12 protein-coding genes are annotated in these 14874 nt (G+C 50.3%); 9 read left to right on the forward strand and 3 right to left on the reverse strand.

Translation table 11 applies throughout. From position 1 onward, the window contains the following. Positions 1-127 precede the first annotated feature (127 nt). Positions 128-1810 carry a hypothetical protein gene (locus tag BGX16_RS01655; RefSeq protein ID WP_100424497.1) on the forward strand — a complete coding sequence of 561 codons (1683 nt, stop codon included), beginning with the start codon at positions 128-130 and terminating at the stop codon, positions 1808-1810. A gap of 474 nt (positions 1811-2284) precedes the next feature. Here BGX16_RS01655 and BGX16_RS01660 read toward each other — a convergent pair whose 3' ends face one another. After that, positions 2285-2587 carry a hypothetical protein gene (locus BGX16_RS01660; protein ID WP_100424498.1) on the reverse strand — a complete coding sequence of 101 codons (303 nt, stop codon included), beginning with the start codon at positions 2585-2587 and terminating at the stop codon, positions 2285-2287. 309 nt (positions 2588-2896) lie between these two features. Continuing rightward, complete coding sequence (locus BGX16_RS14435; protein ID WP_157797810.1) at positions 2897-3040, reverse strand: hypothetical protein; 144 nt, start codon at positions 3038-3040, stop codon at positions 2897-2899. A gap of 378 nt (positions 3041-3418) precedes the next feature. On the opposite strand from BGX16_RS14435, the gene BGX16_RS01665 reads away from it, so the two are divergent. The 5 genes from BGX16_RS01665 (at position 3419) to BGX16_RS01685 (ending at position 10348) form a co-directional block, all read left to right on the forward strand. Next, entirely contained in the window at positions 3419-5956 is a 2538-nt protein-coding gene (locus BGX16_RS01665) for an NPCBM/NEW2 domain-containing protein (RefSeq protein ID WP_241899401.1), read from the forward strand. Then, the gene (locus tag BGX16_RS01670) at positions 5956-6963 is read left to right on the forward strand and encodes a glycosyltransferase (RefSeq protein ID WP_100424500.1); all 1008 of its coding nucleotides are present in this window, start codon (positions 5956-5958) and stop codon (positions 6961-6963) included. The genes BGX16_RS01665 and BGX16_RS01670 overlap by 1 nt, the downstream gene beginning before the upstream one ends. A gap of 132 nt (positions 6964-7095) precedes the next feature. Further along, positions 7096-7653: a guanylate kinase gene (gene gmk, locus BGX16_RS01675; protein WP_100424501.1), complete on the forward strand. Its 558-nt coding sequence runs from the start codon at positions 7096-7098 to the stop codon at positions 7651-7653. A 92-nt stretch (positions 7654-7745) separates the two neighbouring features. Further along, positions 7746-9044, forward strand: coding sequence for an aminotransferase class I/II-fold pyridoxal phosphate-dependent enzyme (locus BGX16_RS01680; protein WP_100424502.1), 1299 nt, complete (start codon positions 7746-7748; stop codon positions 9042-9044). An 11-nt stretch (positions 9045-9055) separates the two neighbouring features. Further along, on the forward strand, positions 9056-10348 hold the full coding sequence (locus tag BGX16_RS01685) for a citrate synthase (protein ID WP_100424503.1): 1293 nt from the start codon (positions 9056-9058) through the stop codon (positions 10346-10348). Between the two features lie 61 nt (positions 10349-10409). On the opposite strand, the gene rsgA is transcribed toward BGX16_RS01685, so the two are convergent. Beyond that, the gene (rsgA, locus tag BGX16_RS01690) at positions 10410-11525 is read right to left on the reverse strand and encodes a ribosome small subunit-dependent GTPase A (protein ID WP_100424504.1); all 1116 of its coding nucleotides are present in this window, start codon (positions 11523-11525) and stop codon (positions 10410-10412) included. A gap of 45 nt (positions 11526-11570) precedes the next feature. Here rsgA and BGX16_RS01695 point away from each other — a divergent pair, with 45 nt between their 5' ends. From BGX16_RS01695 to purF, 3 genes are all read left to right on the forward strand, one after another. Further along, positions 11571-12398 carry a geranylgeranylglycerol-phosphate geranylgeranyltransferase gene (locus BGX16_RS01695; protein ID WP_100424505.1) on the forward strand — a complete coding sequence of 276 codons (828 nt, stop codon included), beginning with the start codon at positions 11571-11573 and terminating at the stop codon, positions 12396-12398. 9 nt (positions 12399-12407) lie between these two features. Next, positions 12408-13409 carry a gluzincin family metallopeptidase gene (locus BGX16_RS01700; protein WP_100424506.1) on the forward strand — a complete coding sequence of 334 codons (1002 nt, stop codon included), beginning with the start codon at positions 12408-12410 and terminating at the stop codon, positions 13407-13409. A gap of 73 nt (positions 13410-13482) precedes the next feature. Next, on the forward strand, positions 13483-14868 hold the full coding sequence (gene purF, locus BGX16_RS01705; protein WP_100424507.1) for an amidophosphoribosyltransferase: 1386 nt from the start codon (positions 13483-13485) through the stop codon (positions 14866-14868). Positions 14869-14874 lie beyond the last annotated feature (6 nt).

Genomic DNA, 14874 nt, shown 5'->3' on the forward strand with positions numbered 1-14874 from the left:
ACGAGGAGCCATTCGGGATGCCCTCGGCGATTCCGGTCAAAATTTTCGAAGAATTTTCAAAAGCATAAGAAAAAAACAGCTAATTGTTATATTTAACGCAATTCAAAATCACATCAAAGGAGAGCACATGAAAACCTTCACCTTGAAAGCAGCCACCGCGGGCGCCGCTCTTCTGGGCATTATCGCCTGCGGAGACGACAGCAGCTCCAGCAGCAAAACGGATATCTTCAGCACGAAGGACAACCTGCCCGAGTGCACCGAGAAAATCGCCGGAGACACGCTCTACGTGGAAAGCGATTCCGCGGACTACTTTTGCGAAGACGGCGAATGGGTAATCGTCGCCGATACGACGGGAACGGACACCTCCGCAACGGACTCGTCGGACGTTTCCTCTTCGTCGGGAAAGAACCCGAGCAGCTCCTCGGCGGACAGCAGCGCAGCAGACACCCTTTTGAGTTCCTCGGCGTCGGATTCCCTTTCGAGCAGCTCCAGCACCGAGGCGAGCAGCAGTTCGGAAGCGGCTTCCAGCAGTTCTGCGCTCCCCATTGAAATGCTAAAAACCTGCTCCGACAGCATCACGACAATCTCCCTTTACGCTATCGGGGACAGCCTTGTTTTAAACGTACCCTGGCAACTCAAATGGTCGGCTTATACAAATGCGGACAAGCGTCTGGCAAGCTATTCGGAATGCTTGGTATCGGCGTCCCGCGTAATGGATTCCGCATACGTTTGCAAAAATGAATGGATACAATGCACCGCCTATCAATACGGTTTCCATGTCGATGCCAAATGCGACTCGAGCCTTGCTCTTTCGCCTTGGGGAATTTATGAATACAAGGGATTGAAAACCGACTTGAGCGTCGCCTATATGTCCGGTCTAATGGATTCCCAGCTATGCACATATAGCAATTCCATTGTATACGGCTGCCTTGCCGATAATCTCACCCGGGCCGAACTCACTTTTGTCAACGGGAAAAAGTGGTATTTTGACATCAAGTCTACCAAGTGGTACAGCGATTCGGATTCTTTGACCGCCTTCAACAACGCCGTTTTGGCAATCTCAACGGCAATCGACAACGACGATTTTACCAAAGTGCAGTCGCTGACTGGGCTCAAGGCTTCCGATCCTTACATGGAATTTTTCAAGAAAGGCGGAAAGGTAACTTCTTCTAGCAACGGCGATGCGCGTTTTTCCATCGAAGGTTTCGAGAATCGTTCTTTCATTGAACCGCTCATCCAGTCCGATTGCGAAGACATCAACAAACACTGGCTGTCAAAAATTCCTCTCACCCTCACCCCGGCGGTCAGCAGCTCGAGCGCCAAATCTTCGAGCAGCAGCGCGCAGTCCTCGTCCTCCGTTTCCAGCTCCAGCGTCGCTTCGAGCAGCTCCGCAGTGTCCAGCTCTTCAACGGAATCCTCCAGCTCTTCCGCAGTGTCCAGCTCTTCGGCGGAATCCTCCAGCAGCGAGTCTTCAAGCTCTTCCGCGCCGACTGTTTTCAACGACGAGAACCTGGACTTTTTGGCGGGACTCGCCTCCTTCACGAAAGACGAGGGGGCATCCAGCGCGGACACCGCGGTATGGGCGGCGCAACAAAGTTTCTTGTCATCCCAAGGGACAAAGTTGACGACCTTCACCAATTCCTTGTCGTCGGGATTGAGCGATGCGGGCTATGCATCGGTATCCGAAAGCGCCGCCACCCAAACGTATGGATTGCAGAAAGGCGGCTCGACGTATCTTGTGATTATCGAGAAGTCGGTTGATACGAAACAAATAACCATCAACATTACCGCCAAGAAAATCGAAGGCTAGTCCGAAAGGGAATTCCTTCAAACATTTCAAGGCTGCCTGCGGGCAGCCTTTTTTGTTTTCACGACATCCCCTCTCCTCTCTTTTTTAATCTTGCCCCCCAAACAAATATTCGCCCCGCACAAGAACGAATATCTTCCGAATTCCATCGAAAGCGGAAGCTGGGAAAAGTGCAAAAAAAAGAATGAATATACAATCTTCCACAGAAAGCGCTAGTTGTCATCAGGGAAGATTTTCTTAGACGGGAATGTTTTCTTCGGAATGGGAAATTTTTCTCTCTAACAGGTAGAGTCGCCTTGTTGCGAAACGGTATTTCAAACTTTTCGCAAATTGCGAGATGCCCACCACGCTTTTTTCCTTGAAATCCTTCTAAAAAGTGCCGAGGTATTACGGGGGAGGAACTTCGTATAGAATCCCCCCCCAAAAAAAACTCCCCGCCCCCTAAAGAAGAGACTGCGGAGAGCGTAAGAAACGAAATCACGTTTTCCAGACGATGCAGGATTTGCGTTCGCCATCCTTCTCCATATCGGGGAAGGAAACCCTGAAAGTGGTTGCGCGTTTTTGGTTCTGAATATCCATCAGCCGGTCGTTTATTTCCGCCAGACGGTTCTGGATATTTTCCAACTGACGATTCAACCGGTCGACTTCCGCGGAACTTAGGGCAAAAAGCCTGTTTTCCAAGCGTTCTGTTACCCTGTCCATGCTGGCAATCAGCATACGGCGGCTGTTGGTGAGGCGGATTTCCTCCGCATTGATACGGAACTTAGCTGTATTGGACATAACGACTCCTTATTCAATATGTCAATTAACGCCGGTTCGAAAGAACCGAGATTTAACAAACAAGTATTAAATAGAGATGTCGTTTTTATTTCTACATATCGTATTGTCGTTTCCAAAAAAGATTGGTCAAAATCATCAAGACCTTACCGAGCAAAATATACATATTTTTCAAAAAAGGCATGTTTTTAAATTTATTTTTTGTCGGAATTCCTAACCAGCACAGCCCTATAATCTCCCGTCGAAAAACAATTCCTTATGCCGCTCCGAAGTTTTGCGGGAATAGCGCCATCGTTAGGATTTCGCGAGCGTTCAGTTCAGGTAAAGTCCTTTGCGCACCGTCGTACGATTTTCACCCACCTTCACGTTCACCTTAAAAAGCCACGGGTAAAAACTGTAACCATTTCTTCTTCCAACAACATGTGCGACTGTTGCACAGCAAGCGACTCCAGGCAAATCCGTTTCGCCTCGCAGGGCTGATCAGCGGAATCCCCCCCGGCTCCTCGTTATTGATAATAGTTGTCCATCACGGCTAAAAGTTCCTTGTCTTGCGAAAGAGCCGTCGTTTCACCTTGCAGGCAACGATCGCATCTTAATACAGTCTAATTCATTTGTATATATCATTCATCTAAAGTATAGACGGCACTGGCGTTGGCAAAAGAGAATTAGACCGAACAGCAGTATTCCCAAACCTGCAAATCGGAGAAAAAATCCTTGACCGTTCAAACGGTTCGCCAGATGAAGCTCATCGCCTTTTCCCTTTCCTCAAGAACGTATCAAAAAAAACTATATTCGCTTCTGATGAAAAACATACTAGCTCTCTTCAAAAATTTCATGCATCCAGCAGGAATCGCGGGAATTATTATCGCCGCCCTGATTCCTTTTTTGATATATCTCGCCCCGAATGTTGGCGAGAAAGAATTCATCCGCGTTCTGGATTTAAAGCTTCCACTGCCGCTATTCCTTGTGCAATTCTGCAGCATGGTAATTCTTTTCGGTTTTCTCTTTCGAGATTTCCGTTCCTACATCAAGGAACACCTGCCTCCCAAGCCTTTCATTATTTTGACCGTTCTCTTCGCCTTGGGGGCAACCCTCTTTGCCGGCTCGCAAATCGAAGCCCGCCACCGTGTGCAGAGCGATGAAAGCGTGTTCATGGCGATCGCCCAGAATATGTACTTCAACCAGACGACCGGCACTTGTGACGAAGGCGAATTCGAAAAAGGCAAATTGAACTGTTTCAAGGATTCCGACAGCTTTAAAACCAAGGGGCTTTCATTCCTGTACCTGCTCGGAATGCCGTTCTTTGGACCGGACCTGCACTGGATTTTCCACTGCGAACTCGCGATGCTCTTTTTTGCGGCACTGCTCCTATTTTTTGCCATCCGCGCGTGGACTTCCGACGACCTGATGTCAGCTCTTACGAGCATTCTTCTTTTTGCACAGCCGACGGTCCTTTTCCAATTCCGTTCGATGTCTGTCGAACCGCTCTATATTTTCCTCAGCGCTCTTTCGCTCTGGGTCCTCAAGTGGGCTTTTGACCGCAACACGCTTCGCCACTGGATCCTTTGCGCCCTCGTACTCGGATTCTTTGCGCAGACCCGCCAGGAAACGGTTTTCTGTTTTCTCGCCTTCCTCGTCGTCGCCCTGCCGAAGATTCTCGACAAAAAGGATTTGAAAGCCCCGGCGTTCTTTGTCACACTTTCGCTTTTTTCCGTTCCAATCCTGATTACAATCAGCTACTTCCAAGGTTACGGTTTCCAAGGCGGGCAGTACTCCGCCCACGGTCACTTCATTGAAAACCTGAAGAGCAACTGGGAAGTGATGACGAAGCCGCTCTCCGACAGCGGTCTGCTCGCAAATCCATTCCTTTCGAGCTTTAACTGGCTCTTCCTTTTGGGACTCGTAATCCTTGCCGCCTTGGTGGCCAAGGAGCTTCTTTCGAAAAATTACGGAACGAACACGAAAATCGCCGGATTCCTGCTATTGTACCATATTCAGACGTACATGATTCTCGAAAACGTTTCGGGCGACTTCAATATTGAAATCAACCAGCGTTACGCCCTCGTGATGATGCCGACCATGGCGTTCCTTGCGGCATTCGGCATTCGAAAGCTCCTTAACGTCGCCTATTTCCTCGCCGGAAAGACGAACCTGCAGAACGATTTCAAGGCAAATTTCGCCGTCACTTTGATCCTTTCCGTTATCGTCTGCGGCAACACGCTCGGTTACAAGGAAAGCTTCAACAAGAACATCATGTACAACCGCAACCATCTGACGACCGAAGAAGTCGAAATTTGGAAGTGGTTGAACCAGCAACCGAAAAAGCCTCGCCTGTTCGTGTACGGAAGGCCCTGGCATTTTGTCGCCTACGGACAGTCCGCAATCCATTACAACCGCGCCCGTCAGATTTCGAAAGATTCCCTGCAGAGCTTGATTCAAAAGTACGACGGCGAAGTATACTACATTCGCGGTCTCGACTGCTGGGATTCCAAAACGTACCATGCGAAGGCGGTGGAACATCGCATTCCGACGACCTGCGACATTTTTGAGCGCGAAGTGAAACTCGAAGACGTTTACCAGGTGCTGATTACCCGCAACTACTGGGTGACGATTAAAAAGATTTCGACCCGTCGCAATTACGATCCGGAAAAGCTCTTTGCCTTTGGATTCTGGCAGGGAGAACCTTCCACGCAGACATTCATCTTTAACTCGTCCGAATACTTTGGCACCAAGGCTCCGTGGAAGATCCGCTTTACGTTGAACGGAGATTCGATTTATGCGAAGCCTTACCAGGCGGGCGATTACAGCGACACGCTCACCGGTCCCGTTTTAAAGCCCGGATACAACAAGCTCGAAGCGGACATTTACGACTCGACGACATCCGAATCGGTCGCCCACATTGAAAATTACCGTTTCTTCCGCTTTGAAGGGGCACTCGAACTTTCCCAAATGCAGCCGACAGCGCACAAGCAGGCCTGGGGAAACCTGAGCAGGAACGCATCGGTCGAAGGGCACGCCTTTACGCTCAACGGCAAAAAGTTTACCGAAGGCTTTGGCGTTCACGCTTCGAGCGAAACGCACTTCGACTTGCAAGGCAAGTTCGAACGCTTGACCGCCATCGTCGGTCTTGACGAAGAAAGCCTTTGCAGCGACGGCATTGCGTACAAAGTTTTTGGCGACGGCAAGCTCCTTTACCAAAACCCGAACGTTACCATAGGAAAGCTGGATTCGTTAAACGTGATTGTGCACGGCGTCCGTGAACTTTTGATTTCGACCGATTCCCTTTCGAATAAAAACTGCGACCATGTGGACATTGTCCATCCGACTCTTTTTCCGAGCGGAAAGGTCGATTTAAAATCCGAGGTGAAATAGTGCTTTTATCCGTTATCGTACCCCTGTTTAACGAAGAAGAAATCGTCGCAAAGACCTTTTCGGTTCTCGAAGAGGAACTTCAAGATATCGAGCATGAACTGATCTTTGTGAACGACGGTTCTAAGGATCGTACCCGTGAAATTTTGGAAAAACTCTTAGAGCAGACTCCGCAGAATAAGCTTGTGAATTTTAGCCGCAATTTCGGTCACCAGGCAGCATTCAGCGCGGGATTAAAGCACGCCCAGGGCGACGCCGTCGTAATCATTGACGGCGACTTGCAGGATCCCCCTTCGCTGATCAAGGATATGCTTGTAAAATGGCGCGAAGGTTACCAGGTGGTCTATGCACAGCGCCACAAGCGCAAAGGCGAAACAATTTTTAAAAAGGCGACAGCGCACCTTTTTTACAAGGTCTTGCATTCGCTCACGAGCATTGAAATTCCGCAGGATACAGGCGACTTCCGTTTAATGGACCGTATCGTCGTGGACCAATTGAACGCCCTTCCCGAACGCAACCGTTTTTTGCGCGGGCTCGTCTGTTGGGTGGGATTCAAAAAAATCGGCATTCTTTACGATCGTGCAGAACGCACAGCGGGAACGTCCAAGTATCCGCTTCGCAAAATGTTGCGCCTTGCAATGGACGGTATCACAGGCTTTAGCACGACGCCATTGAAAATCAGCTTTTTGATGGGATTCCTTGCGACGATCATCGCCTTTGGCGTGTTCATCTGGAGCATTCTCGAAAAATTCTTAAGTCCTACGACAACGGTTCCGGGCTGGGCTTCCCTCATGACCGTAATCGTTTTCTTTGGCGGAATCCAGCTGATGTCGATCGGCATTGTCGGCGAATATATTGGGCGCATCTACGAAGAGGTCAAACAAAGACCGCTCTATATTGAGGATAAATCGAAATCCGGGTGCGGAATCCGGAATCCGAGCCGGGATGCCGTCCAAGATGGACCGTATGGACTGCCACAATCTGCCGTTAAGCGATTCCCCGGAAAATGAAGCCTTTGAAAAGGCGCTTTCGTCAAACAAAGCCATCCTAGAGCCTTAGGAACCACTAAGAAAGCGATTTCAGTTTTTTTCAACTTTTTCTTTTTGAAAGTTTATGGGAAAAAAATTCCTATATTTTTCGCAATGAAATCCAAACTGTTTGTAATGAGCGCTCCGTCCGGAGCAGGAAAAACGACCTTAAAGGACTTGGTGATCAAGGAATTCCCGGATATGGTTTATTCCATTTCCGCAACGACCCGCGCTCCGCGGGAAGGCGAAGTGGACGGCACTCACTACTTCTTTAAGAGCCGTGACGAATTCAAACGCATGATTGAAAACAACGAACTTGTGGAATGGAACGAAGTCCACGGCAACTTCTACGGTACCCCGAAGAGCTTCGTTGAAAAGATGCTTTCCGAAGGCAAGCGCGTTCTTTTTGACCTAGATGTTTTCGGAAAAGTCAATTTCGACAAGGTTTACCCGGAAGCGATCGGTATTTTGATCCTTCCGCCGTCGCTCGAAATTCTCGAACAGCGCCTCCGCAACCGCCACACAGACTCGGACGAAGTCATCAGCCTGCGTTTGCACAACGCCCGCAAGGAAATCGAATTTGCCAAGCAGAACGGCAAGTATGAATACAAAATTGTCAACGACAATCTCAATGACGCAGTAAACCAGCTTCGAAAGATTCTTTCCAAGTAGTTTTGCAACAAATTTTCAAGTAAAATCCCTTTGCTAGTGCAAATGGATTTTTTTATCTTTGCCCGCTGGAAAATTCTTCAAGGACACGCACTATGAATCTTAATCCTCTTGCTGAAGCGCTCAACAGCGATCTCTCCGCTAACGGATCCTCCATCCTCCAAATGCTTTCCGAAAAGGGAAAGGCCATTTTCTTCCCGAGCAAGGGTATTCTTGGCCAAGGTGGCGAAGCAAAGGGTAAAGAAATCAATGCGACAATCGGTACCGCTCTCGAAGATGACGGTAGCCCGCTCGTTCTTCCGAGCGTGCTGAAGTCTTTGAACATGCCGAAGCAGTCCTTCCTCTATGCACCGAGCTACGGCAACCCGGACATCCGTGACGCATGGAAGGCTCAAGTCATTCGCAAGAACCCGAGCCTCGAAGGCAAGTCCTTTTCCCGCCCGGTCGTTACCGCCGCTTTGACGCACGCCATTTCCATGGCCGGCTACCTGTTCCTCGATCCAAACGATAAGGTCATCATTCCTGACCTCTACTGGGACAATTACGAACTCGTGTTCGAAAACGCCTATGGTGCCAAGATTCAGACATACAACACCTTCAAGAACGGCGGTTTTGACGTCGAAGCTCTCGAAGAAGCTCTGAACAAGGACGGAATCGGCAAAAAGGTTCTCCTCTTGAACTTTCCGAACAACCCGACCGGCTACACCGCTACCGAAGAAGAAGCAAAGAAGATTACGGAAGTCCTCGTCCGCGCAGCCGAAAAGGGCAACAAGGTCGTCGCCCTCCTCGATGACGCCTACTTTGGACTTGTATACGAAGACGGCGTGACCCGCGAATCCCTCTTCACGAAGCTCCTCGACGCCCACAAGGACATCCTCGCTGTGAAGCTCGACGGTCCGACAAAGGAAGACTACGTCTGGGGATTCCGCGTGGGCTTTATGACCTTCGGTTTCAAGGGTGCAACTCCAGAACAGCTCAAGGCTCTCGAAAGCAAGGCTGCAGGAGCTGTCCGCGGCAACATTTCCAACGCTCCGAACATTTCCCAGCTCATTCTCCTTGCCGCTTACAACAGCCCGGAATACGTCAAAGAAAAGGAAGAAAAGTATGCCGTGTTGAAGAAGCGTTACGACATCATCCAGGAAACGCTCGCTTCCCATCCGGAATACTCCGAAGCATTTGAACCTATGCCGTTCAACAGCGGTTACTTTATGTGCGTCAAGCCGAAGGGTGTCGACGCAGAAGCCGTTCGCGTTGAACTTCTTCAGAACTACAGCACGGGTACCATCATGCTCAAGGGCTTGCTTCGCCTCGCCTTCTCGGCCGTGCCGACGGCGAAGCTCCCGCAGCTCTTTGACAACGTGTACCACGCGATTCTAGCTCTCAAATCCAAGTAATAGGAGGCATCATGCCCGATTTCGCTACCTTGAACTACGACGGTAAGGATTACAACCTTCCGCTCGTAACTGGAACGGAAAACGAAAAGGCGATTGACATTTCCAAGCTCCGCAAGGACTCGGGTCTTGTCTCGCTGGACTACGGCTACACGAACACGGGTAGTACGAAGAGCCAGATCACCTTTGTGGATGGTGAAAAAGGCATTCTTCGCTATCGCGGTTACAATATCGAAGACCTCGCCGCCTACACGACCTTCCCAGAAACGGCATGGCTTCTCATTTATGGAAATCTTCCGACACGTGAAGAACTCGGCACGTTCCGTCGTCTTTTGACGGAAAATGCCCTGATTCACGAAAACCTGTTGAACTTCTTCCGTGAAATGCCGCCTTCGGCGCACCCGATGGGCATTCTCGGTGCAGTCGTGAATGCGCTCGGCCTCTTTACCCCGCGCTTCTATGACGACGAAAGCAAGCAGGACGCATTCAACCTAACTGTCGCAAGCCTGATTTCCAAGGTGCGCACGATTGCAGCCTTCTCTTACAAGGCAAGCATCGGCGAACCGTTCGTCTATCCGGATGCGGAAAAGAGCTACTGTTCGAACTTCCTCAACATGATGTTTTCGAGCAAGGCAAAGCCTTACAACGTTGACCCGCTCTTTGTCCACGCACTGAACGTTCTTTTGATCGTCCACGCAGACCACGAACAGAACTGTTCGACTTCTACCGTCCGCATGGTCGGCAGTTCCCAGGCAAGCCTCTACGCAAGTATCTGCGCAGGCATCTGCGCCTTGTGGGGTCCGCTCCACGGTGGTGCAAACCAGGCAGCTCTCGAAACTTTGATGAACATTCACCAGAGCGGTCTCACGGTCAAGCAGGTCATCGAAAAGGCAAAGAACAAAAAGGATCCGTTCAAACTGTACGGCTTCGGTCACCGCGTCTACAAGAACTATGACCCGCGTGCCAAGGTTCTCAAAGGCCTCGTTCACACGATTTTCGATCGCGAACATATTGCCGATCCACTGCTCGACATCGCAAGCGAACTCGAAGAAGCAGCCCTCAATGACGACTACTTCATTGAACGTAAGCTCTACCCGAACGTGGACTTCTACTCGGGCATCCTTTACCACGCCATGGAAATCCCGACGAACATGCTCACGGTGATGTTCGCCATCGGACGTCTCCCGGGCTGGATCGCTCATTGGAAGGAAATGCACGACGATCCTCTGTCGAAGATCAACCGTCCGCGTCAAATCTACACGGGCTACGCAGAACGTCCGTGGCTCCCGATTGACAACCGCGGTTAATTCCCAAGATTCAAAAAGAGGCTCGCATCAAACGATGCGGGCCTTTTTTCAACTTAAAAAATTATTCGTCGGAATCCAAGATGCGCAAGTAGCTCGCATAGCGGGCCTTCGGAATTTCGCCCGATTCTACACGGGCAAGCACATCGCAGCCCGGTTCGTTGATATGCATGCAATCGTTGTACTTGCAAGTAAAGAATTCACCAGGGAAAAATCCCGGGAACGAACGAGCCAAATCATGACCGTCCATTTCCACGACTCCTAGTTCACGGATCCCCGGCGTATCGATTATGCGACCGCCGAAAGGAAGATCGAAGAGGCTCGAAGAAGTCGTCGTATGACGGCCCTTGCCGTCGAGTTCACGGACTTCTCCCACGTTCAGCTGAGCCTCGGGCACAAGAGCGTTCACTAGGCTCGACTTGCCGACTCCGCTCTTTCCCGAAAGCACGGAATTTTTGCCTTTCAAAACTTCACGCAGTTCATCGAGGCCTTTACCCGATTTGCAGCTCACGCAAATGAACTTGTCGACGATCGAAATAAAATCCTTCACGTTCTGCGGAATTTCTTCGATAAGGTCCGTCTTGTTCAAGACCATCACGAGCGGCAAATTGCAAAGGTTCGCCGCGAGCAAAAAGCGGTCCGCAAAGCCGTAGTTGAACGGAGGCTCGGCAACACTCGAAACGACCACGACCTGGTCGATGTTTGCCGCGAGAACGAGTTCCCTGCGGGACTTGTCCTTGGGACCGGGACGCACGAGTGCCGACTTTCTCGGCAGCACGCGGAGCAGCGAATAAGGTGCATCTTCTTCCGCGTTTTTAGCACGGGCAATAATCACCTGATCACCAACGACCGGAAATTCCTTTAATTCGTAAACGACCGCGGCGCGGTAAGTCGCATTCACGCTGTCGCCGTTCGGCAGTCTCACGACGCAAGTTCTGCGGTGGACTTCCACAACCAAGCCTTCCACGGAATCGTCCGCATCAAACTTTTCGGAAGGATCCTTGATTTTTTTGATTTTAGGCTTTTTGAATTCACGACTCCAACGTTCCTTGATCGGGCGGTCGTCGAGCGTTCCGCGCTTCCACATTTCCATCGTGTTCACACGTCGAGCGCGTGCGTCGCGGCGGAATGAGCGGCCAGAGTGTTCTTCTTCCTGATCGTTGTCGAGTTCGTGATTCATCTGCCTTAATTTAGAATATTTTCTTCTTTTTTTATCTTTTGACGTATGCCTTCGCTTTTTAAAATGTCCCGAGCCGAAAACATCGTGATTGCAATCGTCACGCTTTCCGTCGGATACTTTCTGTCGAAAGGGATCTATACCCCATCCAGTTTTATCGCTGACGCATGCGCTTTTGCATTCGCTATCGCCTTTGGAAATATTTACAACGACCTGTTGGACGTGGAAGCGGACAGGGTGAACAAGCCTGATCGTCCGATTCCTTCGGGAAAAGTTTCCCCGTTTGCGGCCAAGGTCGCATGCCTCATCTGCATCGTTTTAACACTTCTCCTCTCGGCGATCCCCGGAACGCAGCACCTGGTGCACCTCGGATTTTTTGCAGGCATTTTGTTTCTGCTCTTTTTATACGACAAAATTTTGAAAAAGATTCCTCTTGTGAAAAACGTCACGGTCGCCGTCCTCTGTGCAACGCCCATTCTGCGAGCCGCATTCCTGACAGACGCCGTATTTGAACCTCTTTACGCCACCGCAGGCTTCGCCTTTTTGTTCACGCTCGCCCGGGAAATCTTAAAGGACTTGGAAGATGCAAACGGAGACTTGAAAGCAGGCATCGCCACATTCCCTCTAATCGCCGGCCAAGAACAAGCTCAAATGCTTGCAAGCCTCATCATCGGATTTGGACTTTTTTCGATTCCGATGCCCGTCCTTTTGAACTGGTTCCACCCAGCCTTTTTGTTTGTGCTCATTCCGCTAATGCCCACATGTATCGCCTTGATTCACACGACCTATAAAAAGAAGTACCGCGCAGCCCAAAAGATGACAAAGCTTGCGATGATCACGGGTCTTGTCGCACTGATTCTGACCGGTTTTCTATAAGAAGTTCCTATGAAGAAAGTCCTCGGCTTTATCGTTCTCGGCGTCCTGTTCATCGCTTCGCTCCACATCACGCGATTTTTTTTGCAGCAGAAAAAAGACGCCGAAACCTTCAACAGCCACGTGGACGAATTCAACGCTTGCTCCGAATTAAGGCACTGGAAGTGCGCCGAGAAGAATCTCGACTTTCTCTTAAAAGAACTTCCAAACGACACCAATCTGCAAATGCATTATGCAGGCATTCTCTTTGAACAGGGCCGCTACGAGGAATGCATTTCCTACATCGAATCCCGCAACTTCCATTCGGCGGATTTTGACTTTCTGATTGAAAAGTCCAAATTTTTGATCCGCGAACGGGATGAACTCGGCATTCAAAATTTCGGGCATTTCCGTTTAGAGCTCGAAGATTACGCAGACCCGATCGAAGTGCAAGAAGCCCTGAGCGTTCTCGAAATCGCTTACGATTCCCTCGCGAACCTTTTCCAGTTCTACCCCGAAAACACCATTCTCGTGGTGATGTACCAGTCCAAGGATTTTCAAGGCGTGGGTGATCATCCCGACTGGGTCGGAGCCGTTTACGACGGAAAGATCCGAATCCCAGCGAACCTGATGCACTACCGCGCAATTTACCGTCCGATTCTTTTTCATGAGCTGACCCACGCCTTTGTGCATCAGATGACCCGCGCCAAGGTTCCGCAATGGTTGAACGAAGGCATTGCGCAGGTAATCGACGGATCGCGCTCCGGTCTTCCGCAGCCGACAGGTCCAGTGCCGAGCCTCCAAGCTTTAACGGAAAGCTTCACCAAGTATTCTGACCGAACGACCGTAGAACGCTTGTACTGGTACTCTCAAAAGATGGTGGAAACGCTCCTATCGAACGCACAAGACGACCGGTTCGTCAAACTTCGCAACGTATTTGTCGATTTGCAAAAATCCAGCGTAGACGATGCACTGACACGACATTTTTGTAAAAAACAGGGGGACCTGCTTTACAATTTTGTTGAAAGAAAATAAAAAACCGAAACGCCCTCGTATTGTGATACTGAAGCCCCCTTTTTAAATTAACGGCATCACTAGAGAGGTCCCCATGTTGGATGAACTTCACGAAGAATGCGGCGTCATCGGAATTTACAATGGTGAAAACGTCGCCCGCAATGTTTGTATGGGACTCTACGCTCTACAGCATCGCGGCCAAGAAAGCGCCGGCTTCGCCATCTCCAACGGAGAAAAAATCCGAGTCCGTAAATCCATGGGACTGGTTTCCACTCTCCTTCGCGAACACAACGTCGACGAATTGCAAGGCTTTGCCGGAGTCGGTCACGTCCGCTACAGCACAACAGGCTCAAGCACCCTTGCAAATGCCCAACCGATTCTCATCAGCTGCAAATGGGGACAGCTCGCAATTGCGCACAACGGCAACCTGACCAACGCAGCCGAACTCCGTGAAGAAATGGAAGAAGCGGGTCACATTTTCCAGACCACTTCCGACTCCGAAATCTTTTTGCACGAAATCGCCCGCACACAGGCTCCAAACTTAAAGGAAGCGATCAAGAAAGCGATTTCCAAGCTCACCGGTTGCTTCTGCATGCTGATCCTTTCGAAAGACACTCTCTACGTTGCCCGAGACGGTTTCGCCTTTAGACCGCTTTCCATCGCAAGACTTGGAAACAGCTGGTGCGTCGCCAGCGAAACCTGCGCATTTGACCTTTTAGGCGCAAACTACGTGCGAGACATTCAACCGGGAGAACTTTTGACGATTACGAAAGAAGGCCTCCAGTCCGAAACCTTCACCCAAAAAGGTCGCCTCGCCCACTGTATTTTCGAATACATCTACTTTGCCCGCCCGGACTCCAAGATCTTTGAGCAGAGCTGCGACAAGATCCGCCGCAAAATGGGCAAGCAGCTCGCCCGTGAATGCCCTGTCGATGCGGACATCGTAATTCCGGTCCCGGATTCTTCGACAACAGCGGCTTTGGGCTTTGCCCGCGAATCCGGCATCAAGTTTGAAATCGGACTCTTGCGGAACCACTACGTCGGCAGAACCTTTATCGACCCGACACAAAACGTACGTTCCCAAAAGGTGCGCCTCAAGTTCAACCCGATCGAAGGCGTTCTCAAAGGTCGCAAGGTCTGCGTTGTCGATGATTCCATTGTCCGCGGCACGACGCTGAAAATCCTGTCCAAAATGCTCCGCGATTCGGGCGCCTTAGAGGTTCACATCCGCATCGCATCGCCTCCCGTCGCGCACGCCTGCTACTTCGGCATGGATTTTCCAAACGCAGGCGAACTGGCCGCAAGCAGCATGAGCCCGCAGGAAATCGCTAAAATGCTCGGAGTCGAAAGCCTTGGCTACCTGAGCATTGCAGGCATGAAGGAATGTACTTCGGCTCCTAGCGACTACTGCGCAGCCTGTTTTGACGGCATTTACCCCGAATACATCGGAAAAGAAGCCGGTAAATTCAGCTGCGGCTAGTTTTTT

Source organism: Hallerella succinigenes (assembly GCF_002797675.1).
GTDB classification, from domain to species: domain Bacteria; phylum Fibrobacterota; class Fibrobacteria; order Fibrobacterales; family Fibrobacteraceae; genus Hallerella; species Hallerella succinigenes.